This is a genomic window from Streptomyces sp. NPDC016677 (assembly GCF_055562815.1).
Window position 1 is genome coordinate 1 of record NZ_JBVHEO010000003.1, and the last position, 23,118, is coordinate 23,118.

Annotated in this window: 33 protein-coding genes and 1 pseudogene; 28 read left to right on the top strand and 6 right to left on the bottom strand. The window is 68.5% G+C overall.

The window, feature by feature from the left end:
* The 3 genes and pseudogenes from ACZ3IG_RS09695 to ACZ3IG_RS09705 form a co-directional block, all read right to left on the bottom strand.
* Positions 1 to 269 (bottom strand): annotated as a pseudogene (locus tag ACZ3IG_RS09695) (IS701 family transposase); the annotation flags it as partial.
* Between the two features lie 10 nt (positions 270 to 279).
* The gene (locus ACZ3IG_RS09700) at positions 280 to 1,086 is read right to left on the bottom strand and encodes a helix-turn-helix domain-containing protein (RefSeq protein ID WP_467430597.1); all 807 of its coding nucleotides are present in this window, start codon (positions 1,084 to 1,086) and stop codon (positions 280 to 282) included.
* 190 nt (positions 1,087 to 1,276) lie between these two features.
* Positions 1,277 to 1,723: an ATP-binding protein gene (locus tag ACZ3IG_RS09705; protein ID WP_467430599.1), complete on the bottom strand. Its 447-nt coding sequence runs from the start codon at positions 1,721 to 1,723 to the stop codon at positions 1,277 to 1,279.
* 159 nt (positions 1,724 to 1,882) lie between these two features.
* On the opposite strand from ACZ3IG_RS09705, the gene ACZ3IG_RS09710 reads away from it, so the two are divergent.
* The gene (locus ACZ3IG_RS09710; RefSeq protein ID WP_467431631.1) at positions 1,883 to 2,731 is read left to right on the top strand and encodes a helix-turn-helix domain-containing protein; all 849 of its coding nucleotides are present in this window, start codon (positions 1,883 to 1,885) and stop codon (positions 2,729 to 2,731) included.
* Positions 2,728 to 2,931 carry a DUF397 domain-containing protein gene (locus tag ACZ3IG_RS09715; RefSeq protein WP_467430600.1) on the top strand — a complete coding sequence of 68 codons (204 nt, stop codon included), beginning with the start codon at positions 2,728 to 2,730 and terminating at the stop codon, positions 2,929 to 2,931. Before ACZ3IG_RS09710 ends, ACZ3IG_RS09715 begins: the two co-directional genes overlap by 4 nt.
* On the opposite strand, the gene ACZ3IG_RS09720 is transcribed toward ACZ3IG_RS09715, so the two are convergent.
* Positions 2,928 to 3,860, bottom strand: a complete 933-nt coding sequence (locus tag ACZ3IG_RS09720) for a LysR family transcriptional regulator (RefSeq protein WP_467430602.1) — start codon at positions 3,858 to 3,860, stop codon at positions 2,928 to 2,930. The genes ACZ3IG_RS09715 and ACZ3IG_RS09720 overlap by 4 nt on opposite strands.
* Before the next feature lie 90 nt (positions 3,861 to 3,950).
* On the opposite strand from ACZ3IG_RS09720, the gene ACZ3IG_RS09725 reads away from it, so the two are divergent.
* On the top strand, positions 3,951 to 5,162 hold the full coding sequence (locus ACZ3IG_RS09725) for an MFS transporter (RefSeq protein ID WP_467430603.1): 1,212 nt from the start codon (positions 3,951 to 3,953) through the stop codon (positions 5,160 to 5,162).
* Between the two features lie 2 nt (positions 5,163 to 5,164).
* Here ACZ3IG_RS09725 and ACZ3IG_RS09730 read toward each other — a convergent pair whose 3' ends face one another.
* Positions 5,165 to 7,174: a leucine-rich repeat domain-containing protein gene (locus ACZ3IG_RS09730; protein WP_467430604.1), complete on the bottom strand. Its 2,010-nt coding sequence runs from the start codon at positions 7,172 to 7,174 to the stop codon at positions 5,165 to 5,167.
* A 153-nt stretch (positions 7,175 to 7,327) separates the two neighbouring features.
* Between ACZ3IG_RS09730 and ACZ3IG_RS09735 the strand changes: the two genes are divergently transcribed.
* The gene (locus ACZ3IG_RS09735) at positions 7,328 to 8,503 is read left to right on the top strand and encodes an acyltransferase family protein (RefSeq protein WP_467430605.1); all 1,176 of its coding nucleotides are present in this window, start codon (positions 7,328 to 7,330) and stop codon (positions 8,501 to 8,503) included.
* 15 nt (positions 8,504 to 8,518) lie between these two features.
* Here the strand turns inward: ACZ3IG_RS09735 and ACZ3IG_RS09740 are convergent, their stop codons facing one another.
* Positions 8,519 to 9,577: a hypothetical protein gene (locus ACZ3IG_RS09740; RefSeq protein WP_467430607.1), complete on the bottom strand. Its 1,059-nt coding sequence runs from the start codon at positions 9,575 to 9,577 to the stop codon at positions 8,519 to 8,521.
* A 448-nt stretch (positions 9,578 to 10,025) separates the two neighbouring features.
* On the opposite strand from ACZ3IG_RS09740, the gene rpsJ reads away from it, so the two are divergent.
* The 24 genes from rpsJ (at position 10,026) to map (ending at position 23,060) form a co-directional block, all read left to right on the top strand.
* Complete coding sequence (rpsJ, locus tag ACZ3IG_RS09745; protein WP_003948644.1) at positions 10,026 to 10,334, top strand: 30S ribosomal protein S10; 309 nt, start codon at positions 10,026 to 10,028, stop codon at positions 10,332 to 10,334.
* A gap of 16 nt (positions 10,335 to 10,350) precedes the next feature.
* Positions 10,351 to 10,995 carry a 50S ribosomal protein L3 gene (gene rplC / locus ACZ3IG_RS09750; protein WP_467430609.1) on the top strand — a complete coding sequence of 215 codons (645 nt, stop codon included), beginning with the start codon at positions 10,351 to 10,353 and terminating at the stop codon, positions 10,993 to 10,995.
* Positions 10,996 to 11,003: 8 nt separating this feature from the next.
* The gene (gene rplD / locus ACZ3IG_RS09755; protein ID WP_467430611.1) at positions 11,004 to 11,660 is read left to right on the top strand and encodes a 50S ribosomal protein L4; all 657 of its coding nucleotides are present in this window, start codon (positions 11,004 to 11,006) and stop codon (positions 11,658 to 11,660) included.
* A complete protein-coding gene (gene rplW, locus ACZ3IG_RS09760; RefSeq protein WP_215167408.1) occupies positions 11,660 to 12,079 on the top strand; it encodes a 50S ribosomal protein L23 in 420 nt (139 codons plus the stop codon). The genes rplD and rplW overlap by 1 nt, the downstream gene beginning before the upstream one ends.
* A 40-nt stretch (positions 12,080 to 12,119) precedes the next feature.
* The gene (gene rplB / locus ACZ3IG_RS09765; RefSeq protein ID WP_018543909.1) at positions 12,120 to 12,956 is read left to right on the top strand and encodes a 50S ribosomal protein L2; all 837 of its coding nucleotides are present in this window, start codon (positions 12,120 to 12,122) and stop codon (positions 12,954 to 12,956) included.
* Between the two features lie 12 nt (positions 12,957 to 12,968).
* Positions 12,969 to 13,250, top strand: a complete 282-nt coding sequence (rpsS, locus tag ACZ3IG_RS09770; RefSeq protein ID WP_003948639.1) for a 30S ribosomal protein S19 — start codon at positions 12,969 to 12,971, stop codon at positions 13,248 to 13,250.
* Positions 13,251 to 13,292: 42 nt separating this feature from the next.
* Positions 13,293 to 13,640 (top strand): 50S ribosomal protein L22, encoded by a 348-nt coding sequence (gene rplV / locus ACZ3IG_RS09775; RefSeq protein WP_019329637.1) that lies wholly within the window; start codon positions 13,293 to 13,295, stop codon positions 13,638 to 13,640.
* Positions 13,640 to 14,476 carry a 30S ribosomal protein S3 gene (gene rpsC, locus ACZ3IG_RS09780; protein WP_215167409.1) on the top strand — a complete coding sequence of 279 codons (837 nt, stop codon included), beginning with the start codon at positions 13,640 to 13,642 and terminating at the stop codon, positions 14,474 to 14,476. The genes rplV and rpsC overlap by 1 nt, the downstream gene beginning before the upstream one ends.
* 6 nt (positions 14,477 to 14,482) lie before the next feature.
* Positions 14,483 to 14,902: a 50S ribosomal protein L16 gene (rplP, locus tag ACZ3IG_RS09785; protein ID WP_190206087.1), complete on the top strand. Its 420-nt coding sequence runs from the start codon at positions 14,483 to 14,485 to the stop codon at positions 14,900 to 14,902.
* Positions 14,902 to 15,126, top strand: a complete 225-nt coding sequence (rpmC, locus tag ACZ3IG_RS09790) for a 50S ribosomal protein L29 (protein ID WP_010036720.1) — start codon at positions 14,902 to 14,904, stop codon at positions 15,124 to 15,126. Before rplP ends, rpmC begins: the two co-directional genes overlap by 1 nt.
* On the top strand, positions 15,126 to 15,413 hold the full coding sequence (gene rpsQ / locus ACZ3IG_RS09795; RefSeq protein ID WP_189417909.1) for a 30S ribosomal protein S17: 288 nt from the start codon (positions 15,126 to 15,128) through the stop codon (positions 15,411 to 15,413). The genes rpmC and rpsQ overlap by 1 nt, the downstream gene beginning before the upstream one ends.
* A gap of 97 nt (positions 15,414 to 15,510) precedes the next feature.
* The gene (rplN, locus tag ACZ3IG_RS09800; RefSeq protein ID WP_003974257.1) at positions 15,511 to 15,879 is read left to right on the top strand and encodes a 50S ribosomal protein L14; all 369 of its coding nucleotides are present in this window, start codon (positions 15,511 to 15,513) and stop codon (positions 15,877 to 15,879) included.
* 2 nt (positions 15,880 to 15,881) lie between these two features.
* On the top strand, positions 15,882 to 16,205 hold the full coding sequence (gene rplX / locus ACZ3IG_RS09805; RefSeq protein WP_003992365.1) for a 50S ribosomal protein L24: 324 nt from the start codon (positions 15,882 to 15,884) through the stop codon (positions 16,203 to 16,205).
* Positions 16,205 to 16,762 (top strand): 50S ribosomal protein L5, encoded by a 558-nt coding sequence (gene rplE, locus ACZ3IG_RS09810; protein ID WP_030930495.1) that lies wholly within the window; start codon positions 16,205 to 16,207, stop codon positions 16,760 to 16,762. The genes rplX and rplE overlap by 1 nt, the downstream gene beginning before the upstream one ends.
* A gap of 5 nt (positions 16,763 to 16,767) precedes the next feature.
* Complete coding sequence (locus ACZ3IG_RS09815) at positions 16,768 to 16,953, top strand: type Z 30S ribosomal protein S14 (protein ID WP_003948630.1); 186 nt, start codon at positions 16,768 to 16,770, stop codon at positions 16,951 to 16,953.
* A 211-nt stretch (positions 16,954 to 17,164) separates the two neighbouring features.
* The gene (gene rpsH, locus ACZ3IG_RS09820) at positions 17,165 to 17,563 is read left to right on the top strand and encodes a 30S ribosomal protein S8 (protein ID WP_007384075.1); all 399 of its coding nucleotides are present in this window, start codon (positions 17,165 to 17,167) and stop codon (positions 17,561 to 17,563) included.
* A gap of 24 nt (positions 17,564 to 17,587) precedes the next feature.
* Entirely contained in the window at positions 17,588 to 18,127 is a 540-nt protein-coding gene (gene rplF / locus ACZ3IG_RS09825; RefSeq protein ID WP_215167410.1) for a 50S ribosomal protein L6, read from the top strand.
* Between the two features lie 3 nt (positions 18,128 to 18,130).
* Positions 18,131 to 18,514 (top strand): 50S ribosomal protein L18, encoded by a 384-nt coding sequence (gene rplR, locus ACZ3IG_RS09830; protein WP_215167411.1) that lies wholly within the window; start codon positions 18,131 to 18,133, stop codon positions 18,512 to 18,514.
* Between the two features lie 36 nt (positions 18,515 to 18,550).
* Positions 18,551 to 19,156 carry a 30S ribosomal protein S5 gene (rpsE, locus tag ACZ3IG_RS09835; RefSeq protein ID WP_108014598.1) on the top strand — a complete coding sequence of 202 codons (606 nt, stop codon included), beginning with the start codon at positions 18,551 to 18,553 and terminating at the stop codon, positions 19,154 to 19,156.
* Positions 19,157 to 19,158: 2 nt separating this feature from the next.
* Positions 19,159 to 19,341: a 50S ribosomal protein L30 gene (rpmD, locus tag ACZ3IG_RS09840; protein ID WP_003974250.1), complete on the top strand. Its 183-nt coding sequence runs from the start codon at positions 19,159 to 19,161 to the stop codon at positions 19,339 to 19,341.
* Between the two features lie 2 nt (positions 19,342 to 19,343).
* Complete coding sequence (rplO, locus tag ACZ3IG_RS09845) at positions 19,344 to 19,799, top strand: 50S ribosomal protein L15 (protein ID WP_189417905.1); 456 nt, start codon at positions 19,344 to 19,346, stop codon at positions 19,797 to 19,799.
* A 241-nt stretch (positions 19,800 to 20,040) separates the two neighbouring features.
* Positions 20,041 to 21,354, top strand: coding sequence for a preprotein translocase subunit SecY (gene secY, locus ACZ3IG_RS09850; protein WP_467430613.1), 1,314 nt, complete (start codon positions 20,041 to 20,043; stop codon positions 21,352 to 21,354).
* Complete coding sequence (locus ACZ3IG_RS09855; protein WP_215167413.1) at positions 21,354 to 22,007, top strand: adenylate kinase; 654 nt, start codon at positions 21,354 to 21,356, stop codon at positions 22,005 to 22,007. Before secY ends, ACZ3IG_RS09855 begins: the two co-directional genes overlap by 1 nt.
* 216 nt (positions 22,008 to 22,223) lie before the next feature.
* Complete coding sequence (map, locus tag ACZ3IG_RS09860) at positions 22,224 to 23,060, top strand: type I methionyl aminopeptidase (RefSeq protein WP_215167414.1); 837 nt, start codon at positions 22,224 to 22,226, stop codon at positions 23,058 to 23,060.
* The last annotated feature ends 58 nt before the right edge of the window (positions 23,061 to 23,118 follow it).

Below are 23,118 nucleotides of genomic sequence, written 5' to 3' on the forward strand. Positions count from 1 at the left end.
CAGATGGCCGGCAGCCTGGCGGCGGCCCAGTCGTAGACGCGCGGGCCTTTGGCGCCGTCGCCGCAGGAGTGGCGTTCCCATGCCTCATCTGGTGCCTCGGCGATGGCGCGGTCGATACGGCTGAACGGGCCGTGGAGGTGCTGGGACTTCGGCACGGCCAGGACGTAGCCGATGCCGGCTTCTTCCAGGGTGCGGCGCATGCGCCATTCCTGTCCGTAGGCGCAGTCACCCGTCACCCAGGCGAGCGGCAAGGGTGAAGCAAGAGCTCGCCTTGCGGGGTTACGGGTGGGTGGGTGTGCGGCAGTCGCGGCAGCGGCTTTCTGTGCCGGTCGGGCGGAAGCCGCGGTCGCAGCCGTCGCAGTTGCGCATGCGGAGCGGTGGGGGTGGGGGCAGGGGCGTCGCCGGGGTGCGGAACGGGGGTGCGGGTGGGAGTCGGTCCGTGAGGCGGTGGGCCAGCAGGGCGGCCGGGCGGCGGAGGTCTTCCAGGGGGAGGTCCGTGGTCAGGGCGGCGCGTACGGCCGTGGGGGAGACGTCCCGTTCCAGCCAGGCGGCGACACCCGGGGCCAGGTGGGCGGTGTCCGACTCGGACAGCAGCAGGCGGCGGTCGTGGCGGCGGAGGCCGGCGAGGACGTCGGTGGCTTGCTGGAGGAGGGCGGGGGCGGGGTACGACGGCTTCGGTACGGCGGGCAGGGCGCGTTTTCGGGGAGGGGCCGTCGGCTTGCGGGACGGTTGCCTCGGCTGTGCGTGGGCGCCTGGCTGGTTGCAGGAGATCGTGCGGGTGACGATCCGGCCGTTCGGCGTGCGAACGCGCTCGCGGCGGAGGTAGCCGTGGGTCTCCAGTTCGCGCATGGCTGCGGCTACTCGGGTGGTGCCCTCGCGGAGGCGGGCGGCGACGGACTTGATGTCGGCGGGGGTGCCGGTCGGCAGTGACTGGAGGTGGACGGCGACGCCGATGGCCAGGCCGGAGAGTTCGCTGTGCTGCGCGAGGTGGTTGCCGATCACCACGAAGTGGGTGGTGTGGCGGGTGTTTTCGTGCATCACGCCGGAGCGGGGAGGGCAGGGCGCGATAGGGTTTTGGGTATCCATCGGGAAGGTCTCTTCTTCCTGGGTGGTGAGGCCCTCGCTCTGGGATGCCAGTCCCTGCGGGGGCCGTTCTGTTGCCGCTGAGCGTAGGGCAGTTGGGGGAGTCGAAAGCCAGCCCGGCCGGTGATGTTCACCCGGGCGAGTGAGCGGGCGCCACGGGAGGGAAGGCGGGGCTTGGTCGGGTTCTTTCTCTCTACGGTTCTTTGGAGAAGGCGGTCGCGGCACCGGAGTTCGGAGAATCGGGTTCCGGTGGGGTGAGGCGCAGTTCCGCCCACACGGTCTTGCACGGGAAGCGGTCGTCCGCTACGCCCCAGCGGTCGGCCAACGCGTCGACGAGCAGCAGGCCACGGCCGGTTTCGGCGTCCGGCGGCGTGTCCTGGGGTTTGGGAAGGCGGTCGCCCTGTGTGTCGGTGACCTCGATGCGGAGGGTGCCGTCGATGACGTGGAGTACCAGGCGGAAGTCGCGACCCTGGACTCGGCCGTGGGTCGCGGCGTTGGCCGCCAGTTCGGCGACGAGGAGGTCGGCGGGGTGGGTGGGGAGGCCCCAGGAGCGGAGTTGCTCGGTCGACAGGAGGCGGGCGAGGCGGGCGCCTCGGGGTGTTGAGGAGAGCTGCACGTTGAAGGGGCATTTCTGATTCACGCCACTCAGCGTGGCGTTCTCTGCTTACCGTGGACAGTGACTCTGCGGATGCGTGCCGTGACTGTCCGGAGCTTGTCCTGAGCGTCCGGGGCTGTCGGTGTGGGGCGGAGGGGTAGGGCGGTGGGTGACGTTGCGGGTTCGACGAAGGGGTGGTGCGTGATGGCCGTCGAGGTGGATGAGCCGGGGTGGGAGGTCGACCCGGACGATGAGTGGGGGGTCGCGGTCATCGCGATGGTCGGGCGGCAACTGAAGTTGCTGAGGGAGGCGGCGGGGATGCGGGCCGCCGAGTTCGGGGCGGCGATCGGGTATGGGGAGGACCTTGTCTACAAGGTCGAGGGTGGGAGGCGGATTCCTCGGCAGACATATCTGGACCGGTCGGACCAGGTACTGGACGCGGGTGGGGTCATCTCAGCGACCTGGGAGGACGTAAAGAAGGTTCGCTATCCGAAGAAGGTTCGGGAACAGGGGAAGGCCGAGGCGAAGGCAGTTGAGATCGGCCTGTACGAGTGCCACATCATTCCCGGCTTGTTGCAGACGCGGGAGCACGCCGAGGCCGTGATCGGGGCAGCGCAGCCGCCGTACTCCCCAGACGATGTGGAACGCATGGTGGCTGCTCGTCTGGCCAGGCAATCGATCTTCGGACGTTCGCCTGCTCCCGCGCTCAGCTTCGTCATGGAGGAAGGGGTTCTACGGCGTCGTATCGGCGGCACAATGGTCTGGTGTCGGCAGCTCGAACGTCTGCTGGAGGTGGGGAACTTGCACAACGTCGTGCTCCAAGTGATGCCGATGGCCTGCGAGACCCACTCCGGTCTGGACGGCCGGATCGAGCTGTTGAAGTTCCCGGACGGCACGGCGGTCGGTCGTTCCGACGGTGCGTTCAATGGCCGATCGACCGCCGAACCCAAGCACCTGCGCATTCTTGAGCTGCGCTATGGCACCATCCGGGCTCAGGCTCTCTCGCCGGGGGAGTCGCTGGCCTTCATCGAGCAACTGCTGGGAGAGACATGATCCGCGAGACCACTGCCGGGGACGCCTTCGAGCTGGCGTGGTTCAAGAGCAGCTACAGCGGCGGAAACGACGGCACCTCCTGTGTCGAGATCGCGATAACCCCCCGCACCATCCACGTCCGCGACTCCAAGACCACGGACGGCCCCCACCTGATCCTCCCCCCGCAGACCTGGGCGGCGTTCCTCTCCCAACTCCGCTAACGCCGCCGTACCCACCCCGGCACCCACGCCCCGCTCCCGCCCCTCTCCCCGCCGCCCGCGAGGTGCCCCCGCAGCGCCCCCAACCCCGGGTGGGCATTGTCCCGGTGCCACAGCAGTGAGTGCGGATACACGGGCGTCGGGTCGGTCACCGGGATGAGGCGCAAGTCGTGGGCCGTCGGCCAGATCAGGCGGGTGCGGGTGCCCATGAACGTGGCCAGGGACGGTGTGTCGGCGATGGTGTCGAGCAGTGCGTCGCTGCCGAAGTTGGGGCCGGTCGCCTCGATGGTCAGGCCGAACTCGGCGACCAGGTCGTCGTAGTACGCGGCCCACTCCGTGCCCGGGACGATGCCCGGCATCCAGATCCGGTGGCCGGCGAGGTCGGCGAGGCGCACCGAGCGGGCGTCGGCCAGGGCGTGGCCGGGGCCGGTGAGGAGGTGGAGCGGCTCGTCGAGCACCCGTACCGACCGGATGTCGTCGGGCAACGGCCGCCCCGGTGCCGCCACCGCGCGGAACGTCGCGTCGAGCGCGCCCGAGCGGATCGCGGCGACGGCGGTGTCGATGCCGAAGATCGTCATCACGTCGAGGTCGATCTCGGGGTGTGCCTCGTGGAAGCCGCGCATCAGGCGGGACTGCGCGCTGCGTGAGGTGAGGACGTCGACGCGCAGGGGGCGGCGGCCGGCGCGGACGGACGCCTCCGCGCGCTCGGCCACGCGCAGCAGCTCGCGGGCGTGGGGGAGGAAGGCCCGTCCGTCGATGGTCAGGTCGGCGCCGCGCGGCGTGCGGACGAACAGCCGGACGTCGAGGCTCCGCTCCAGCGCGGCGACGCGTTTGGAGACGGCCTGCTGGGTGAGGCCCAGCTCGGCGGCGGCCTCCTGGAACTGTCCCGCGTCGGCGACGGCGACGAAGGTCCGGACGGTGGCGAGGTCCATGACGACACCGTAGACGTACAACGAGAAGTTGTGATGCGAGGGTGCCTGGGTTGTTTGATGCCAGCGCTTCCCGATCGCTTTGATGTCGGCATGGGATGGCTCTGGGCGGCGTACGGGACCAGCGCGCTCGGGACGTGGCTCGCCTTCGGGGCGTTTCCGCTGATCGCCGTGGAGGTGCTGCACGCCGGGTCGGCCGAGGTCGCCGCGCTCTCCGCCGTGGGGACCGCTGTGGGCGCGGCCGTGGCGGTGCCGCTCGGGCCGTGGGTGGAGTTCCGGCGCAAGCGGCCGGTGCTGATCGGGACGGATCTGGTGCGGTGCGTGGCACTGCTGACGGTCCCCGTCGCCCACGGGGTCGGCGCGCTGAGCCTCGTACAACTGATGGTGGTGTCCATCGTCGTCGCGGCTGGGGATATCGGGTTCCGGGCCGCCTCCGGGGCGTATCTGAAGGCGGTGCTGGACGGGGAGGAACTGCTCGTCGCCCACGCGCGGCTGGAGGCCACCACCTGGTCGGCCACGATCGTCGGGCCGCCGCTGGGCGGTGCGGTGAGCGGGGTGCTCGGGCCGGTGGTGACCGTCGCGGCCGACGCGGTCAGCTATCTGCTGTCCGCGCTGGGTATCCGGGCGACGGGCCGGGGAGGGCGGGACGCCTTGCCCCGGAGGCCGGAGGCCGCGGTGCGGACGCGGGCCGGGGAGCTGTTCGACGGGTGGCGGTTCATCGTCTCCGACGCGGCGCTGCGGGCGCTGTTCCTCAACACCGCGCTGTTCAACGGGCTGGTGATGGCCACCTCACCGTTGCTGGCCGTGCTGATGCTCGGGCCGCTCGGGTTCGCGCCGTGGGAGTACGGGCTGGCCTTCGCCGCGCCCTCGGTCGGCGGGCTGCTCGGGGCGCGGCTCGCCCGGCCGCTCGTCCGGCGGTTCGGGCCGTACCGGGTGCTGGTCGGGGCAGGGGCGTCGCGCGCGCTCTGGCCGGTCGGGCTGGTCTTCGTCGGGCCGGGGGCGGGTGGGCTGCTGGTGGTGGTCGGCGTCGAGTTCGGGCTGATCCTGTGCTGCGGGGTCTTCAACCCCGTCCACGCCACCTACCGCCTCCAGCGGACCCCGGCCGACCGGGTCACCCGCACGCTGACCGCCTGGACGGTCACTACCAGGGGCTCGACCGCGCTGCTCACGGCCCTGTGGGGCGTACTGGGCGGGCTCCTCGGGCCGCGTACCGCCGTCGGTCTGGCCGGAGTACTCCTGCTGGCGACCCCGCTGCTGCTGCCCCGCCGCCCGGTGCCGGACGGCGGGGGCGGGCGGCGGCCGTGAGGTCAGTGCCAGTCGACGGTCACCTCGCGGGTCTCCAGCTCGGCCAGGACGAGGTCGGGCCGGTCCGACAGCGCCTGCGCGCGCATCTGGCGCGACCTCTTGACGCGGCGCAACGACTCCACGTCGAGCAGGGGGCCGGTGTCCGTGAGGAGGGGGAGATCGATGAAGTCGATCTCGGCGAGGTCGGGCAGCGCGGTCAGGGCGCTGATGTCCGTCAGCTTCTCCATGGTCCCCAGCTCCAGCTTCCGGAGCGAGGTGAGACGGGTCAGCGGGGACAGGTCCGGCCACGGAAGGTGGGACAGGGAGAGGTCGGTGAGGGAGCTGGTGTCCGGCAGCTTCGTCAGGGTTTCGGCCCCCCGGAGATCCAGTGTGCGGAGGCCGGGGCAGTTCTCCAGGCCGTCCAGTGCGGGCAGGCTCGTGGCGTCCATCAGTCTCAGCTCGGTGAGCGGGGCGCCGGACAGCCCGCTGATGTCGGTGAGTGACCGGCAGTCCGACAGGTCGACCCTGGTGACCGGGGCGCCGGCCAGCGCGTCGAGGTCCGTGAGCGCCGGGCAGCCCCAGACGCGTACGTGAGTGAGCGCGGGCAGCCGGTTCAGGCGCCCGAGGCCGGTGAGGGAGGGGACGCCGGACAGGTCCAGTTCGCGCAGGGCCGGCAGGCCGTCGAGGTCGGCGAGGGTGCGCAGGCCGTGGGCCTGGCTGACGGAGCACCGGGTCAGCTCGGGGTGGACGCCGAGGCCGGTCAGGTCGGTCAGCCCGTGGCAGGTGCCGAGGCTGAGCGTCCGCAGGCCGGCGAGCGCGGCGAACGGGGAGAGGTTCCCCAGCGCACCGGGTCCGGTCAGGTGGAGGTGGCGCAGGCCGGGGAGGAGGGCGAGGCCGGAGAAGTCCTCCAGCGCGGGGCAGTCGAGGAGGACGAGCCGTTCCAGGGAGGGCAGCGGGCCGACGCCCGCGACGGAGACCAGTCCCTCGCCCCCCTCGACGCGCAGGTCCGTCAGGCCGGTCAGCGCGGCGACGCCGGTCAGGTCGCGCAGGGCCGGGCAGCCCTTGACCCTGAGCGCCGTCAGCCGGGGGTGGTGGCCGAGCCCGCGGAAGCTCTGGAAGCGGGGGCAGTCCTCGACGACCAGCTCGGACAGGTTCGGGGCCGCGGCGATGCCGGTCAGGTCGCGCAGGCGCTTGCAGCTCGCCAGGTCGAGCGCGAGGAGGTCGGGGACGTCGGCCAGACCGGTCAGGTCGCGGACGCCGGTCCAGCCGAGGTCCAGGCGGGTGAGCCGGGTCAGCCCGGACAGCTCGGCGGGGGTCTTGAAGGACCGGCAGCCGCGCAGGTTCAGCCGCTCCAGGAGCGGGAAGGCCGCGCCGAAACCGGCGACCGACGTCACCCGCGTCATGCTCAGGTCCAGGTCGCGCAGGCGGCCGAGGGTCAGCAGGGGCGCCGTGTCGGCCACGGCGCGGCAGCGGTGCAGGTCGAGCCGGGTCAGCTCGGTGAGGGCGCTGAGCGGGGTGAGGTCCTCGACCTTGGCGCAGCCGCGCAGGTCGAGGCCGGTCAGGCCGGTGAGGGCGGCGAGCGGGGAGATGTCCTCGACCCCGGAGCAGCCGTACAGCCCGAGGGAGGTCAGGCCGGTGAGCGCGCCGATCTCCGTGAGGTCGGTGATGTCCTTGCTGCTCTCCAGCTCCAGCTTGCGCAGCATGGTCAGGTGGCGCAGCCCGGTCAGCGTGACCATGCGGGTCAGCCGCAGCGTGGTACGGCCCTCACGGCGGAACGCCGGTGCCAGCACGGCGGCGGCGAAGCCGTCCTCGTCGGCGGCGGACCGCCACCACAGCTGAAGCAGCGAATCCGAGGACAGCTCGGCGACCGGGGCGAAGCGCGCGGCCAGCTCCAGCGCCGCCCCGTCGTCGGAGATCTGCGCCAGTTCCCGTAAGGCGGAGCGGGCCTGGGCGCGGGTGGCCGTCTCCAACCGCCCGCTCCAGTACGCGACTCGGGAACCGATGGCGTTACGGGAACCGTCATTCGAAGGCATGCGCGAACCCTAAGCGCCGGGTGTGACACGGCACACCCGGAACGGCCGGAGCGGCGCCCGTAGGTGAACTCCCCGCCAACTCTGTGGGGGAGCTTGGCGACAGCTGTCCCAAACCCCTACCGCTCACTGTGAACACTGTTCTTGTCTGGAAGGATGAGACATCCGTTGCCCCCGCTCACCGCGACCGTCCCCGCCCAGCGCTCCTCGGCACGCCACGGGACGCGCGGGACGGCCGGGACGGACACGGCCAAGGGACGGGGCGCGGGGCGCCGGCTGTACGTGATCGACGGCATCCGTCTCGTCGCCGCCCTGATGGTGGCCCTGCACCACTTCGCCGGCACCGAGCGGACCGACCGGCCGGGCAACGTCATATGGGGCCGGCCGGTCGGCGACATCATGCCGACGGTGCACCACGTCGGCACCTACGGCTGGATCGGCGTCGAGATCTTCTTCGTGATCAGCGGCTTCGTGATCTGCATGTCGAGCTGGGGGCGCACGCCCCGCCAGTTCTTCGTCTCCCGGGTGATCCGGCTCTACCCGGCGTACTGGTTCGCGGTCCTGTTCACCACGGCCGTCCTGGTCGCCGTACCGGGCGTGTGGGAGCGCCTCAAGGTGCGCGAGATCCTGCTCAACCTCACCATGCTCCAGTCCGGCTCGGCCGTGCCCAACGTCGACGGCGTCTACTGGACGCTCTGGTCCGAGCTGCGCTTCTACCTGCTGTTCCTGGTCGTCGTCGCGATGGGGCTGACGTACCGCAGGGTCGTCGCCTTCTGCTGCGTGTGGGGCGCCGTGGCGATGCTGGCGCCGATCTCCGACCTGCCGCTGCTGGAACTGGTCGCCAACCCGGACGGCGCCTGGTTCTTCATCGCCGGACTCGCCCTGTACCTGATGCACCGCTTCGGCCCCGACCTGCTGCTGTGGGGCATCCTCGGCACGGCCTGGCTGATGGGCCAGCTGGAGCTGGGGAAACGTATCGACGAGGTCGAGCACGTCTCCGGCTGGCGCGGCGCCTTCCTGATCTACACCGTCTTCCTGCTCTTCATGGCCGCCGTCGCCCTCGGCTACACCGACCGTATCCAGTGGAAGTGGCTGGTGACGGCGGGTGCGATGACGTATCCGCTGTACCTGATGCACTACGCGGCGGGGACGGCGCTGATCAGCCGGCTGCGGGACACGATGGACCCCCGGCTGCTGGTGGTGGCGCTGATCGCCGGGTTCTGCGTACTGGGCTGGCTGGTGCACCGGTGCGTGGAGCGGCCGCTCTCCCGTCTGCTGAAGAGCGGCCTGGACACGTCGTTCGCCCGGCTGCGCAACGCGCGCGAGCAGTGATCAGACGGTGGACATTCAGGCCTCGGTCGGCAGTAGCGTCCCGGACCTGTTCTTCTCCACGGTGATGGTGTCGACGAACAGCTGGAAGAGCAGCTGGCTGGCGCCCACCTCGCGTTCGCCCCGCTTGTTCGGCGGGGCGCCCTGGGCGATGCTCAGGCTGAACGGCTCGTTCGACTCGGCCTTCACGCCTATGTAGCCCTGAAGGACGCCCTCGTTGTTGGTGCCGTTCTGGAACTCGCCGCCCTGCGCCTGGCGGATGGCCTCGGCCTTCTTGCCGCCCTGGAGCGCCATGTACTCCGGCGTGAAGAGGTACTCGTGCGCGCCGGGCTTCAGGGTGAACTTCAGCATGACCGCGTAGCCCGGTGTCTGACTGTTGTAGTACTGGTCCGCCTGGCCCAGGTCGCCGAGGTGCTTGCCCACGGTCAGGCCCTTGTTCCGTCGCTTGAACTGCGACGCGGGCTCGCGGGCGGTCAGGTACTCCTCGACGGCCGCCCGGTCCGGGCTGCCCCAGTACGTCAGCAGGCTCTGCGCCTCCTCCAGGCTCATCGCCCGGTACAGCACCAGCTGCCCGCCCTGCTTGTCCTTGAGCTGGTCCAGGAGGGCCGGGCCGACCCGCTCGATGATGTCCGAGATCTGGCGCGGCGTGCCTGTGGTGGACATACCCGCCTTGCCCCCTTTGCCACCCTTCTTGCCCTTCGAGGCGTCCAGCAGGGCCGCCTTGAGCGGCTTGGCCGCCTTGCCCTTCCCGGCCTTGCTGGAGCTCGGCTGCGCCGCGGGCTCGGCAGCCATCTTGGCTGCGGCCAGGCCGTCCCAGTGTTCCTGGGTCAGCAGGTACTGGAGGTCCTCCGCCTCCGGTGCCGCCTCCGCCGTCTCCGCAGTCTCCTCCGCCTCCGCAGTCTCCACGCGCTGGACGGCGTGCGGGTGGCCGGTCGCCCGCAGCCGCTGCACGATCGCCGTGTTGCCGGCGCCAGCGGGCAGGCCGAGCATGGCCTGAAGGGGCGTGGTCGTGGGCGGGCGGACCGCGAGACGGGCCACGTCGGCCTCTGTCTGCTTGGTCTTGTCGTGAGCGTGCACGGGTCTCTCTTCCGGTGCGGAGCGGACGGCTGACGTCGGGCTACAGGCGGATCAAGGGATTGGTTTGATCCACATCGGCTCCGGGGTAAGGTCTTCCGCTTGATTGGCGTCCCCGATGCCCCGTATGGCAGACTAGCGGGGTTGCTCGGTCGAGTGCCGATGCTGCGCGCCTCCCGCCGGGAGGACCGGAAGCGAGTCCCACAGTACTCGTCGCCCCTGCTCAGGAGCGGACGTACGGGAATCTTCCGGGAAGCGTATGCGGGGTTCCGACCAGGTGCCCGGTGGGTTTTCACCCCCGGTCCGCGGTTCCGGAAGGGCCCGCACTCCCCATCGCAGGGATGTTCGAGGTAGGGCATCTGTGTCAGCGAGAGTGCGACACGCCCGACCGCGTGGGTCGGAGGAGTGCCGGATGCCAGAGCGTGAAGAGAGACAGGACTACGGAGTAGCCATGGCGGGACAGAAGATCCGCATCCGGCTCAAGGCCTACGACCACGAGGTCATCGACAGCTCGGCGAAGAAGATCGTCGAGACGGTGACCCGCACTGGTGCGTCGGTCGCGGGCCCGGTGCCGCTGCCCACTGAGAAGAACGTGTACTGCGTCATCAAGTCGCCGCACAAGTACAAGGACTCGCGCGAGCACTTCGAGATGCGCACGCACAAGCGCCTGATCGACATCCTCGACCCGACCCCCAAGACCGTTGACTCCCTGATGCGACTCGACCTCCCGGCCGGTGTCGACATCGAGATCAAGCTCTGAGGCCGGTGATCTGAAGATGACCAAGCAGATCAAGGGCATCCTGGGCGAGAAGCTCGGCATGACGCAGGTGTGGGACGAGAACAACCGTGTTGTTCCGGTCACCGTCGTCAAGGCCGGCCCCAACGTCGTCACCCAGGTCCGCACGAACGACGCCGACGGCTACGAGTCGGTCCAGATCGCCTTCGGCGAGATCGACCCGCGCAAGGTGAACAAGCCCCTCAAGGGTCACTTCGCCAAGGCCGACGTCACCCCGCGCCGCCACCTCGTCGAGATCCGGACGTCCGACGCCGCCGAGTACACCCTCGGCCAGGAAGTCACCGCCGAGGTCTTCGAGTCCGGCGTGAAGGTCGACGTCACCGGCAAGAGCAAGGGCAAGGGCTTCGCCGGTGTCATGAAGCGTCACAACTTCAAGGGCCTCGGCGCCGGTCACGGCACCCAGCGCAAGCACCGCTCGCCCGGCTCCATCGGTGGCTGCGCCACCCCGGGCCGCGTGTTCAAGGGCCTCCGTATGGCGGGTCGCATGGGCAACGAGCGCGTCACCACCCAGAACCTGACCGTCCACGCCGTTGACGCGGAGAAGGGTCTGCTGCTCATCAAGGGCGCGGTTCCCGGTCCGAACGGCGGCCTCGTCCTGGTCCGCACCGCGGCCAAGGGGGCCTGAGGTAACCGATGAGCACTGTTGACATCCTTTCGCCTGCCGGCGAGAAGACCGGTAGCGTCGAGCTCCCCGCGGAGATCTTCGGCGTGGAGAAGGTCAGCATCCCGCTGATCCACCAGGTCGTCGTCGCGCAGAACGCCGCCGCCCGCCAGGGCACGCACAAGACCAAGCGTCGTGGCGAGGTCCGCGGTGGCGGCAAGAAGCCGTACCGCCAGAAGGGCACCGGCCGCGCCCGTCAGGGCTCGACCCGCGCGCCGCAGTTCGCCGGTGGTGGCGTCGTGCACGGTCCCGTGCCGCGTGACTACTCGCAGCGGACCCCGAAGAAGATGAAGGCCGCGGCTCTGCGCCACGCCCTCACCGACCGGGCCCGCCACAACCGCATCCACGTCGTCACCGGCGTGATCGAGGGCGACACCCCCTCGACCAAGGCCGCCAAGACGCTGTTCGGCAAGATCTCGGAGCGCAAGAACCTGCTCCTGGTCGTCGACCGCGCCGACGAGGCCGCGTGGCTGTCCGCCCGCAACCTGCCCCAGATCCACATCCTGGAGCCGGGCCAGCTGAACACGTACGACGTTCTCGTCTCGGACGACGTGGTCTTCACCCAGGCCGCGTTCGAGTCCTTCGTGTCTGGCCCCAAGGCCGCTGACACCGAAGGGAGCGAAGCCTGATGGCTACGCGTCACCCGAGCATCGCCTCGAAGGCGGCCAAGGCCGCCAAGGCCGCGCGCGTCGCCAAGGCACGTCGCCACGAGGCCGAGGGCAAGAACACCGTCGTCACCCCGGCGAGCAAGGCGTTCACGGACCCCCGTGACGTCCTGCTGAAGCCGGTCGTGTCGGAGAAGAGCTACGCGCTGCTCGACGAGGGCAAGTACACCTTCATCGTCGCGCCGGGCGCCAACAAGACCCAGATCAAGCAGGCCGTGCAGGCGGTCTTCTCGGTCAAGGTCACCGGGGTCAACACGATCAACCGCCAGGGCAAGCGCAAGCGCACCCGCACCGGTTTCGGCCAGCGTGCCGCGACCAAGCGCGCGATCGTGACCCTCGCCGAGGGCGACCGTATCGACATCTTCGGCGGTCCGACCTCCTGACGGAGGTCCGGATCGTCCGATATCGGACGAGGACTGAGAAATGGGAATCCGCAAGTACAAGCCGACGACTCCTGGCCGTCGTGGCGCCAGCGTCGCCGACTTCGTCGAGGTCACGCGGTCCACGCCGGAGAAGTCGCTGGTTCGCCCGCTGCACAGCAAGGGCGGCCGTAACAACGCCGGTCGTGTGACCGTTCGCCACCAGGGTGGCGGACACAAGCGCGCCTACCGCGTGATCGACTTCCGTCGGCACGACAAGGACGGCGTGCCGGCGAAGGTCGCGCACATCGAGTACGACCCCAACCGCACCGCGCGCATCGCGCTGCTGCACTACGCCGACGGCGAGAAGCGCTACATCCTCGCTCCGCGCAACCTGCAGCAGGGTGACCGCGTCGAGAACGGTCCCGGGGCCGACATCAAGCCGGGCAACAACCTCGCCCTGCGCAACATCCCGGTCGGTACGACCATCCACGCGATCGAGCTGCGCCCCGGTGGCGGCGCCAAGTTCGCCCGCTCCGCCGGTGCCTCCGTGCAGCTGCTCGCGAAGGAGGGCGCCTACGCCCACCTGCGCATGCCGTCCGGCGAGATCCGCCTGGTCGACGTCCGCTGCCGCGCCACTGTCGGCGAGGTCGGCAACGCCGAGCAGTCGAACATCAACTGGGGCAAGGCGGGCCGCAAGCGGTGGCTGGGCGTTCGCCCGACCGTCCGTGGTGTGGTCATGAACCCGGTGGACCACCCGCACGGTGGTGGTGAGGGCCGGACCTCCGGTGGCCGTCACCCCGTGTCCCCGTGGGGCAAGAAGGAAGGCCGTACTCGTTCGCCCAAGAAGGCGTCGAACAAGTACATCGTCCGCCGCCGCAAGACGAACAAGAAGCGCTAAGGACGGGTTGAGATGCCGCGTAGCTTGAAGAAGGGGCCCTTCGTCGACGACCACCTGATCAAGAAGGTGGATGTCCAGAACGAAGCCGGCACCAAGAACGTCATCAAGACCTGGTCCCGTCGCTCGATGATCGTCCCGGCCATGCTCGGCCACACGATCGCGGTGCACAACGGCAAGACCCACATCCCGGTGTTCGTCACCGAGTCCATGGTCGGCCACAAGCTCGGCGAGTTCTCGCCGACGCGCACCTTCCGGGGTCACGTCAAGGACGACCGGAAGTCGAAGCGCCGCTAAGGCGGGGTGGAATCGACTATGACTAACACCGAAGGGACAACCATGGAAGCCAGGGCCCAGGCGCGGTACATCCGCGTCACGCCCATGAAGGCCCGCCGCGTGGTGGACCTCATCCGTGGCATGGACGCCACGGAGGCTCAGGCGGTCCTGCGTTTCGCCCCGCAGGCCGCGAGCGTGCCGGTCGGCAAGGTGCTGGACAGCGCCATCGCCAACGCCGCGCACAACTACGACCACACCGACGCCGACAGCCTCTACATCTCCGAGGCGTACGTCGACGAGGGCCCGACCCTGAAGCGGTTCCGTCCGCGCGCCCAGGGCCGCGCCTACCGGATCCGCAAGCGGACCAGCCACATCACCGTGGTCGTCAGCAGCAAGGAAGGAACCCGGTAATGGGCCAGAAGGTAAACCCGCACGGGTTCCGGCTCGGTGTCACGACCGACTTCAAGTCGCGTTGGTACGCCGACAAGCTGTACAAGGACTACGTCAAGGAAGACGTCGCCATCCGTCGGATGATGACGTCCGGCATGGAGCGCGCCGGCATCTCGAAGGTGGAGATCGAGCGCACCCGTGACCGTGTCCGCGTGGACATCCACACGGCGCGTCCGGGCATCGTCATCGGCCGCCGCGGCGCCGAGGCCGACCGCATCCGCGGTGACCTGGAGAAGCTGACCGGCAAGCAGGTCCAGCTGAACATCCTCGAGGTCAAGAACCCGGAGACGGACGCTCAGCTGGTGGCCCAGGCCGTCGCCGAGCAGCTCTCCTCCCGCGTCTCCTTCCGCCGCGCCATGCGCAAGAGCATGCAGTCGGCGATGAAGGCGGGCGCCAAGGGCATCAAGATCCAGTGCGGTGGCCGCCTCGGCGGCGCCGAGATGTCCCGCTCGGAGTTCTACCGCGAGGGCCGTGTGCCCCTGCACACGCTCCGCGCGAACGTGGACTACGGCTTCTTCGAGGCCAAGACGACCTTCGGCCGCATCGGCGTGAAGGTCTGGATCTACAAGGGCGACGTCAAGAACATCGCCGAGGTCCGCGCCGAGAACGCCGCTGCCCGCGCCGGCAACCGCCCGGCCCGTGGTGGCAACGACCGCCCGGCCCGTGGTGGCCGCGGTGGCGAGCGTGGCGGTCGCGGTCGCAAGCCGCAGCAGCAGTCGGCTCCGGCCGCCGAAGCCCCCAAGGCTGACGCGCCCGCCGCTGCGGCTCCGGCTGAGAGCACCGGAACGGAGGCCTGACCAGTCATGCTGATCCCCCGTAGGGTCAAGCACCGCAAGCAGCACCACCCCAAGCGCAGTGGTATGGCGAAGGGTGGCACGCAGGTTGCGTTCGGCGAGTACGGCATCCAGGCGCTGACCCCGGCGTACGTCACGAACCGCCAGATCGAAGCGGCTCGTATCGCCATGACCCGCCACATCAAGCGTGGCGGCAAGGTCTGGATCAACATCTACCCGGACCGCCCCCTCACCAAGAAGCCCGCCGAGACCCGCATGGGTTCCGGTAAGGGTTCGCCGGAGTGGTGGGTGGCCAACGTCAAGCCCGGACGCGTCATGTTCGAGCTGTCGTACCCCAACGAGAAGATCGCGCGCGAGGCCCTGACCCGTGCGGCTCACAAGCTGCCGATGAAGTGCAAGATCGTCAAGCGCGAGGCAGGTGAAGCGTGATGTCGGCCGGTACCAAGGCGTCCGAGCTGCGCGAGCTGGGCAACGAGGAGCTGCTCAACAAGCTCCGCGAGGCCAAGGAAGAGCTGTTCAACCTCCGCTTCCAGGCGGCGACGGGTCAGCTCGAGAACCACGGCCGGCTCAAGGCCGTCCGTAAGGACATCGCGCGGATCTACACCCTGATGCGTGAGCGCGAGCTGGGCATCGAGACGGTGGAGAGCGCCTGATGAGCGAGAGCAACGTGACTGAGAACAACACCGAGGCGCGCGGCTTCCGTAAGACCCGTGAGGGCTACGTCGTCAGCGACAAGATGGACAAGACCGTCGTCGTCGCCGTCGAGGACCGCGTCAAGCACGCGCTGTACGGCAAGGTCATCCGCCGTACCAACAAGCTCAAGGCGCACGACGAGCAGAACGCCGCGGGTGTCGGCGACCGCGTCCTCCTCATGGAGACCCGGCCGCTGTCCGCCACGAAGCGCTGGCGCGTCGTCGAGATCCTCGAGAAGGCCAAGTAATTCTCCTGCGGGCAAACCCGCAGGACAGTTCCGCCAGGCTCCGGGGGCCGGTCGCTGACCAGCCCCCGGGGAACCGGCAGACAATCAGGAGATAGACGTGATCCAGCAGGAGTCGCGACTTCGTGTCGCCGACAACACGGGTGCGAAGGAAATCCTCACCATCCGTGTGCTCGGTGGCTCAGGTCGCCGCTACGCGGGTATCGGTGACGTCATCGTCGCCACCGTCAAGGATGCGATCCCCGGTGGCAACGTGAAGAAGGGTGACGTCGTCAAGGCGGTCATCGTTCGCACCGTCAAGGAGCGCCGCCGTCCGGACGGCTCGTACATCCGCTTCGACGAGAACGCCGCCGTCATTCTGAAGAACGACGGCGACCCTCGCGGCACCCGTATCTTCGGCCCCGTCGGCCGTGAGCTGCGCGAGAAGAAGTTCATGAAGATCATCTCCCTCGCGCCGGAGGTGCTGTGAGCATGAAGATCAAGAAGGGCGACCTGGTCCAGGTCATCACCGGTAAGGACAAGGGCAAGCAGGGCAAGGTCATCGCGGCCTTCCCCCGCGAGGACCGCGTCCTGGTCGAGGGTGTCAACCGGGTCAAGAAGCACACCAAGGCCGGGCCGACCGCTCGCGGTTCGCAGGCCGGCGGCATCGTCACCACCGAGGCGCCGATCCACGTCTCCAACGTCCAGCTGGTCGTGGAGAAGGACGGCAACAAGGTCGTGACCCGCGTCGGTTACCGCTTCGACGACGAAGGCAACAAGATCCGCGTTGCCAAGCGGACGGGTGAGGACATCTGATGGCTACCACCACCACTCCGCGTCTGAAGACGAAGTACCGCGAGGAGATCGCGGGCAAGCTGCGTGACGAGTTCAAGTACGAGAACGTCATGCAGATCCCCGGCCTCGTCAAGATCGTGGTCAACATGGGTGTGGGCGACGCCGCCCGCGACTCCAAGCTGATCGACGGCGCGATTCGCGACCTCACCACGATCACCGGTCAGAAGCCGGCCGTCACCAAGGCCCGCAAGTCCATCGCGCAGTTCAAGCTGCGTGAGGGTCAGCCGATCGGTGCCCACGTCACGCTCCGTGGCGACCGCATGTGGGAGTTCCTGGACCGCACCCTGTCGCTCGCGCTGCCGCGCATCCGCGACTTCCGCGGCCTGTCCCCCAAGCAGTTCGACGGCCGTGGCAACTACACCTTCGGTCTCACGGAGCAGGTCATGTTCCACGAGATCGACCAGGACAAGATCGACCGCGTCCGGGGTATGGACATCACCGTGGTCACCACGGCGACCAACGACGCTGAGGGCCGCGCGCTCCTTCGTCACCTCGGCTTCCCCTTCAAGGAGGCGTGAGCGAGATGGCGAAGAAGGCTCTGATTGCCAAGGCTGCTCGCAAGCCCAAGTTCGGTGTGCGTGGCTACACCCGCTGCCAGCGCTGTGGCCGCCCGCACTCCGTGTACCGCAAGTTCGGCCTCTGCCGCGTGTGCCTTCGTGAGATGGCTCACCGTGGCGAGCTGCCGGGCGTGACCAAGAGCTCCTGGTAGTCCCCTTACAGGGACTCCCCAGGGCTCTCGGTAAGCAACTGGGTCGGCAGGGGCCCACCCTCGCATGCCTTAGGCTTGTGGGGTTGGGCGCCTGTCGTGCCCATACGACTTACTACGCCGTAGGTCCACCGCGCCGCACCCGTCCCGTCTCGGATCGGGGAGAGGGATGGCGCACCAGGAAACCCCGGCGAGAGAGGCCGAAGGCCAATTCATGACCATGACTGATCCGATCGCAGACATGCTTACGCGTCTGCGGAACGCGAACTCGGCGTACCACGACTCCGTGACGATGCCGGCGTCCAAGATCAAGTCTCACATCGCGGAGATCCTCCAGCAGGAGGGCTTCATCACGGGCTGGAAGGTCGAGGACGCCGAGGTCGGCAAGAACCTCGTCCTAGAGCTGAAGTTCGGCCCCAACCGTGAGCGCTCCATCGCGGGCATCAAGCGGATCTCCAAGCCCGGTCTCCGGGTGTACGCGAAGTCCACCAACCTGCCGAAGGTGCTCGGCGGCCTGGGCGTGGCGATCATCTCCACGTCGCACGGGCTCCTCACCGACAAGCAGGCCGGCAAGAAGGGCGTGGGTGGGGAAGTCCTCGCCTACGTCTGGTAGCGGAAGGGAACGGAGGAAACAGCTATGTCGCGCATCGGCAAGCTCCCCATCGCGGTTCCCGCCGGCGTGGACGTCACCATCGACGGCCAGACGGTCTCGGTCAAGGGCCCCAAGGGCTCGCTGACCCACACCGTCGTGGCGCCGATCGAGATCGCCAAGGGTGAGGACGGCGTGCTCAACGTCACCCGCCCCAACGACGAGCGTCAGAACAAGGCCCTGCACGGCCTGTCCCGCACGCTGGTGGCGAACATGATCACCGGCGTGACCCAGGGTTACGTGAAGAAGCTCGAGATCAGCGGTGTCGGTTACCGCGTTGTCGCCAAGGGTTCGAACCTGGAGTTCTCCCTCGGCTACAGCCACCCGATCCTGGTCGAGGCCCCCGAGGGCATCACCTTCAAGGTCGAGGCCCCCACCCGTTTCTCGGTCGAGGGCATCGACAAGCAGAAGGTCGGCGAGGTCGCGGCCAACATCCGCAAGCTGCGCAAGCCCGACCCGTACAAGGCCAAGGGCGTCAAGTACGAGGGCGAAGTCATCCGCCGCAAGGTCGGAAAGGCGGGTAAGTAAGCCATGGCATACGGGCAGAAGATCCTCAAGGGCGACGCTTACAAGCGCGCCGCGATCAAGCGCCGTCACATCCGCATCCGCAAGCGTGTCGCGGGTACGGCGGAGCGTCCCCGTCTGGTCGTGACCCGCTCCAACCGCCACATCGTGGCGCAGGTCATCGACGACCTGAAGGGCCACACCGTGGCGTCGGCGTCCACCCTGGACACCTCGATCCGCGGTGGCGAGGGCGACAAGTCCGCGCAGGCCAAGCAGGTCGGTGCCCTGGTCGCCGAGCGCGCCAAGGCCGCCGGTGTCGAGGCCGTGGTGTTCGACCGTGGTGGTAACCAGTACGCCGGGCGCATCGCCGCCCTGGCGGACGCCGCCCGCGAGGCCGGGCTCAAGTTCTGAGCCGCTTGTAGCTAGCGGAAAGAGAGAGGTAATCCAATGGCTGGACCCCAGCGCCGCGGAAGCGGTGCCGGTGGCGGCGAGCGGCGGGACCGGAAGGGCCGTGACGGCGGCGCTGCTGCCGCCGAGAAGACCGCATACGTTGAGCGCGTCGTCGCGATCAACCGTGTCGCCAAGGTTGTGAAGGGTGGTCGTCGCTTCAGCTTCACCGCGCTGGTCGTGGTGGGCGACGGTGACGGCACCGTGGGTGTCGGTTACGGCAAGGCCAAGGAGGTGCCGGCCGCCATCGCCAAGGGTGTCGAGGAGGCCAAGAAGCACTTCTTCAAGGTCCCCCGTATCCAGGGCACCATCCCGCACCCGATCCAGGGTGAGAAGGCCGCCGGCGTCGTGCTGCTCAAGCCCGCGTCGCCCGGTACCGGTGTTATCGCCGGTGGTCCGGTGCGTGCCGTGCTGGAGTGCGCCGGTATCCACGACATCCTGTCGAAGTCGCTCGGCTCCGACAACGCGATCAACATCGTGCACGCGACCGTGGCGGCCCTCAAGGGCCTGCAGCGTCCCGAGGAGGTCGCGGCCCGCCGCGGTCTGCCGCTCGAGGACGTCGCCCCCGCGGCTCTTCTCCGTGCGCGTGCCGGGGCGGGTGCGTAATCATGGCGCAGCTCAAGATTACGCAGGTCAAGTCCTACATCGGCAGCAAGCAGAACCACCGTGACACCCTGCGTTCCCTTGGTCTCAAGGGCATCAACACGCAGGTCGTCAAGGAGGATCGTCCCGAGTTCCGCGGCATGGTGCACACCGTCCGCCACCTCGTGACGGTCGAGGAGGTCGACTGATCATGGCGGAGCAGAACCCGCTCAAGATCCACAACCTCCGTCCCGCCCCGGGCGCCAAGACCGCCAAGACCCGTGTGGGTCGTGGTGAGGCGTCGAAGGGTAAGACGGCCGGTCGTGGTACCAAGGGTACGAAGGCCCGCTACCAGGTTCCGGAGCGCTTCGAGGGTGGCCAGATGCCCCTCCACATGCGTCTTCCGAAGCTGAAGGGCTTCAAGAACCCGTTCAAGACCGAGTACCAGGTCGTGAACCTCGACAAGCTGGCCAAGCTCTACCCGCAGGGTGGCGAGGTCACGGTCGAGGACCTGGTGGCCAAGGGCGCCGTTCGCAAGAACAGCCTGGTCAAGGTCCTCGGCGAGGGCGAGATCTCCGTGGCGGTCGAGGTGAAGGTCGACAAGGCCTCCGCCTCCGCCAAGGAGAAGATCGCCGCCGCCGGCGGCAGCGTCACCGAGCTCGTCTGAACACCACAGGCGTCTCGATGACTTGAGCGATCCCGACCGGGGATACCCCACAAATGGGGTATCCCCGGTTGGTCGTTCCAAGGGCAGTGGTCTCGCCGGTAAGGTGACCGGAACTGCCCACTTTCACGGGTGTCACACATGGGGCACCCTGAGCGGCAGTTGACCGTTACTCATTAAGTCGTCAGTCGAACCTCAAGACCGTCACCCTTGACGCGCCAGCGCGGGGGTCGCAGGAGGCACCGTGCTCACCGCGTTCGCCCGGGCGTTCAAGACGCCCGACCTGCGCAAGAAGCTCCTCTTCACGCTCGGGATCATCGTCGTGTACCGCGTGGGTACGCACATCCCCATCCCGGGCGTCGACTACAAGAGCGTTCAAGAGTGTGTGGACCAGGCGTCCGGCAACCAGGGCCTCTTCGGTCTGGTCAACATGTTCAGCGGCGGCGCCCTGCTGCAGATCACGGTCTTCGCGCTCGGCATCATGCCGTACATCACGGCCAGCATCATTCTGCAGCTGCTGACCGTCGTGATTCCGCGCCTGGAAGCCCTGAAGAAGGAGGGCCAGGCGGGTACGGCGAAGATCACGCAGTACACCCGCTACCTGACCATCGCGCTCGCCATCCTCCAGGGCACCGGCCTGGTCGCCACCGCGCGCAGCGGCGCCCTGTTCTCCGGCTGCACCGTCGCCGGTCAGATCGTTCCCGACCAGGCCATCTTCACCACCATCGTCATGGTGATCTGCATGACCGCCGGTACGGCCTGTGTCATGTGGCTCGGTGAGCTGATCACCGACCGCGGCATCGGCAACGGCATGTCGATCCTCATGTTCATCTCGATCGCCGCCACCTTCCCGTCCGCCCTGTGGGCCATCAAGACGCAGGGCTCGCTGGCCGACGGCTGGATCGAGTTCGGCACGGTCATCGCGGTCGGCCTGGTCATGGTCGGCCTGGTGGTCTTCGTCGAGCAGGCACAGCGCCGCATCCCCGTGCAGTACGCCAAGCGGATGATCGGCCGCCGCTCCTACGGCGGTACGTCCACGTACATCCCGCTCAAGGTGAACCAGGCGGGCGTGATCCCCGTCATCTTCGCGTCGTCGCTGCTGTACATCCCGGCTCTGATCGCCCAGTTCTCCAGCGGCACGTCCGGCTGGAAGACCTGGATCGAGGCCAACCTCGTCCAGGGTGATCACCCCATCTACATCACCCTCTACTTCTTGCTCATTGTTTTCTTCGCGTTCTTCTACGTGGCGATCTCCTTCAACCCCGAGGAAGTCGCGGACAACATGAAGAAGTATGGTGGCTTCATCCCGGGCATCCGGGCTGGCCGACCGACCGCTGAGTATCTGAGCTACGTACTCAACCGGATCACCTGGCCGGGTTCGCTGTATCTGGGTCTTATCGCTCTCGTGCCGACGATGGCGTTGGTTGGTTTCGGGGCAAACCAGAACTTCCCGTTCGGTGGTACCAGCATCCTGATCATCGTGGGTGTGGGACTGGAGACGGTGAAGCAGATCGAGAGCCAGCTCCAGCAGCGCAATTACGAAGGGTTCCTCCGCTGATGCGAATCGTCCTCGTCGGGCCGCCGGGCGCCGGTAAGGGAACGCAGGCCACCCGCCTTGCCGAGACGCTGCACATCCCGCACATCTCCACGGGTGACCTGTTCCGCGCCAACATCAGCCGGCAGACGGAGCTGGGCAAACTCGCGAAGTCCTACATGGACGCGGGGAATCTCGTCCCCGACGAGGTCACCATCGCCATGGCGAAGGACCGCATGGAGCAGCCCGACGCCGAGGGCGGCTTCCTGCTGGACGGCTTCCCGCGCAACGTCTCGCAGGCGGAGGCGCTGGACGAGCTGCTCGAGACCGAGGACATGAAGCTCGACGCGGTGCTGGACCTGGAGGCACCGGAGGAAGAGGTCGTCAAGCGCATCGCCGGACGGCGCGTGTGCCGCAACGACTCGTCGCACGTCTTCCACGTCACGTACAAGCAGCCGGCCAAGGAGGGCGTCTGCGACGTCTGCGGCGGGGAGCTGTACCAGCGGGACGACGACTCCGAGGAGACCGTGCGCAAGCGGCTGGAGGTCTACCACACGCAGACCGAGCCGATCATCGACTACTACAAGTCGCAGGGGCTGGTCGTGACCATCTCCGCGATGGGAGCGGTCGACGAGGTCACGGGGCGGGCGCTGGAGGCGCTGAAGCGGGACCAGTAGGTTTTTACGGTCGCTGCAGCCGCGGTCCGCTTTTTTGCGGGCCGCGGCTGTGCTGTGGGGGGTGCGTCGCGCAGCCCGGCGCTTACGGGGCGCCGCCGCGCCCGCCCGTGCCGCCCCAGGCGGCACGACTGCCCGCGGAGTGACGGCCCCCGTATCGTTGAGGATGTCGTCGAGGGTTTTCGCCCTTCCCTGGTTCAGAGAGGCCGCAGGTTTTCCATGGTGCAGATCAAGAGTCCCGAGCAGATCGCCAAGATGCGCGAGGCGGGGCTGGTCGTCGCCGCCATTCACGCGGCCACGCGGGAGGCCGCCGTGCCCGGCGCCACCACCAAGGACCTGGACCAGGTCGCCCGCAAGGTGCTCGCGGAGCACGACGCCAAGCCGAACTTCCTCGGCTACGGCGGCTTCCCCGCGACGATCTGCACCTCGGTCAACGAGGTCGTCGTCCACGGCATCCCCTCCGACGAGGTCGTGCTCAAGGACGGGGACGTCATCTCCATCGACTGCGGCGCGATCATCGACGGCTGGCACGGTGACGCCGCCTACACGGCCTTCGTGGGCTCCGGTCACTCCCCGGAGCTGGTCGAGCTGTCCCGGGTGACCGAGGAGTCGATGTGGGCCGGGATCGCCGCCATGAAGCAGGGCAACCGGCTGGTCGACATCTCCCGGGCGGTCGAGACGTACATCCGCCGGCAGCCCAAGCCCGGCGGCGGCCGGTACGGGATCATCGAGGACTACGGCGGCCACGGCATCGGCACAGAGATGCACATGGACCCGCACCTGCTGAACTACGTCGACCGGCGCCGGGGCAAGGGGCCGAAGCTGGTCCCCGGGTTCTGCCTGGCCATCGAGCCGATGGTGTCGCTCGGCACCCCGAGGACGCGAGTCCTCGAGGACGAGTGGACGGTCATCACGACCGACGGCACCTGGTCCTCGCACTGGGAGCACTCCGTCGCGCTCACTGAGCAGGGCCCCCTGGTGCTGACCGCCCCCGACGGCGGCAAGGCCAAGCTGGCGGAGCTGGGGATCACGGCCGCGCCCGACCCGCTCGCATAGTGATCTCCCCGGTGGGGCAGACTTCCTCGTTTCGCCTTTCCGGGGGTGCTGACGTAGA

Bases quoted from the DNA above. Each gene is read 5' to 3' on its own strand.
- ACZ3IG_RS09700 (WP_467430597.1), bottom strand. From the start codon at position 1,086: ATGGATACCCAAAACCCTATCGCGCCCTGCCCTCCCCGCTCCGGCGTG.
- ACZ3IG_RS09720 (WP_467430602.1), bottom strand. From the start codon at position 3,860: ATGGACCTCGCCACCGTCCGGACCTTCGTCGCCGTCGCCGACGCGGGA.
- rplV (WP_019329637.1), top strand. From the start codon at position 13,293: ATGGAAGCCAGGGCCCAGGCGCGGTACATCCGCGTCACGCCCATGAAG.
- rplW (WP_215167408.1), top strand. From the start codon at position 11,660: ATGGCTACGCGTCACCCGAGCATCGCCTCGAAGGCGGCCAAGGCCGCC.
- rplE (WP_030930495.1), top strand. From the start codon at position 16,205: ATGGCTACCACCACCACTCCGCGTCTGAAGACGAAGTACCGCGAGGAG.
- rplO (WP_189417905.1), top strand. From the start codon at position 19,344: ATGGCGGAGCAGAACCCGCTCAAGATCCACAACCTCCGTCCCGCCCCG.
- rpsQ (WP_189417909.1), top strand. From the start codon at position 15,126: ATGAGCGAGAGCAACGTGACTGAGAACAACACCGAGGCGCGCGGCTTC.
- rplP (WP_190206087.1), top strand. From the start codon at position 14,483: ATGCTGATCCCCCGTAGGGTCAAGCACCGCAAGCAGCACCACCCCAAG.
- rpsS (WP_003948639.1), top strand. From the start codon at position 12,969: ATGCCGCGTAGCTTGAAGAAGGGGCCCTTCGTCGACGACCACCTGATC.
- rpsE (WP_108014598.1), top strand. From the start codon at position 18,551: ATGGCTGGACCCCAGCGCCGCGGAAGCGGTGCCGGTGGCGGCGAGCGG.
- ACZ3IG_RS09735 (WP_467430605.1), top strand. From the start codon at position 7,328: ATGAGACATCCGTTGCCCCCGCTCACCGCGACCGTCCCCGCCCAGCGC.
- ACZ3IG_RS09730 (WP_467430604.1), bottom strand. From the start codon at position 7,174: ATGCCTTCGAATGACGGTTCCCGTAACGCCATCGGTTCCCGAGTCGCG.
- ACZ3IG_RS09815 (WP_003948630.1), top strand. From the start codon at position 16,768: ATGGCGAAGAAGGCTCTGATTGCCAAGGCTGCTCGCAAGCCCAAGTTC.
- rplB (WP_018543909.1), top strand. From the start codon at position 12,120: ATGGGAATCCGCAAGTACAAGCCGACGACTCCTGGCCGTCGTGGCGCC.
- map (WP_215167414.1), top strand. From the start codon at position 22,224: ATGGTGCAGATCAAGAGTCCCGAGCAGATCGCCAAGATGCGCGAGGCG.
- ACZ3IG_RS09725 (WP_467430603.1), top strand. From the start codon at position 3,951: ATGGGATGGCTCTGGGCGGCGTACGGGACCAGCGCGCTCGGGACGTGG.
- rplX (WP_003992365.1), top strand. From the start codon at position 15,882: ATGAAGATCAAGAAGGGCGACCTGGTCCAGGTCATCACCGGTAAGGAC.
- rpsJ (WP_003948644.1), top strand. From the start codon at position 10,026: ATGGCGGGACAGAAGATCCGCATCCGGCTCAAGGCCTACGACCACGAG.
- rplR (WP_215167411.1), top strand. From the start codon at position 18,131: ATGGCATACGGGCAGAAGATCCTCAAGGGCGACGCTTACAAGCGCGCC.
- rpsC (WP_215167409.1), top strand. From the start codon at position 13,640: ATGGGCCAGAAGGTAAACCCGCACGGGTTCCGGCTCGGTGTCACGACC.
- rpmD (WP_003974250.1), top strand. From the start codon at position 19,159: ATGGCGCAGCTCAAGATTACGCAGGTCAAGTCCTACATCGGCAGCAAG.
- rplC (WP_467430609.1), top strand. From the start codon at position 10,351: ATGACCAAGCAGATCAAGGGCATCCTGGGCGAGAAGCTCGGCATGACG.
- rpmC (WP_010036720.1), top strand. From the start codon at position 14,902: ATGTCGGCCGGTACCAAGGCGTCCGAGCTGCGCGAGCTGGGCAACGAG.
- ACZ3IG_RS09855 (WP_215167413.1), top strand. From the start codon at position 21,354: ATGCGAATCGTCCTCGTCGGGCCGCCGGGCGCCGGTAAGGGAACGCAG.
- rplD (WP_467430611.1), top strand. From the start codon at position 11,004: ATGAGCACTGTTGACATCCTTTCGCCTGCCGGCGAGAAGACCGGTAGC.
- ACZ3IG_RS09710 (WP_467431631.1), top strand. From the start codon at position 1,883: ATGGCCGTCGAGGTGGATGAGCCGGGGTGGGAGGTCGACCCGGACGAT.
- rpsH (WP_007384075.1), top strand. From the start codon at position 17,165: ATGACCATGACTGATCCGATCGCAGACATGCTTACGCGTCTGCGGAAC.
- ACZ3IG_RS09715 (WP_467430600.1), top strand. From the start codon at position 2,728: ATGATCCGCGAGACCACTGCCGGGGACGCCTTCGAGCTGGCGTGGTTC.
- rplF (WP_215167410.1), top strand. From the start codon at position 17,588: ATGTCGCGCATCGGCAAGCTCCCCATCGCGGTTCCCGCCGGCGTGGAC.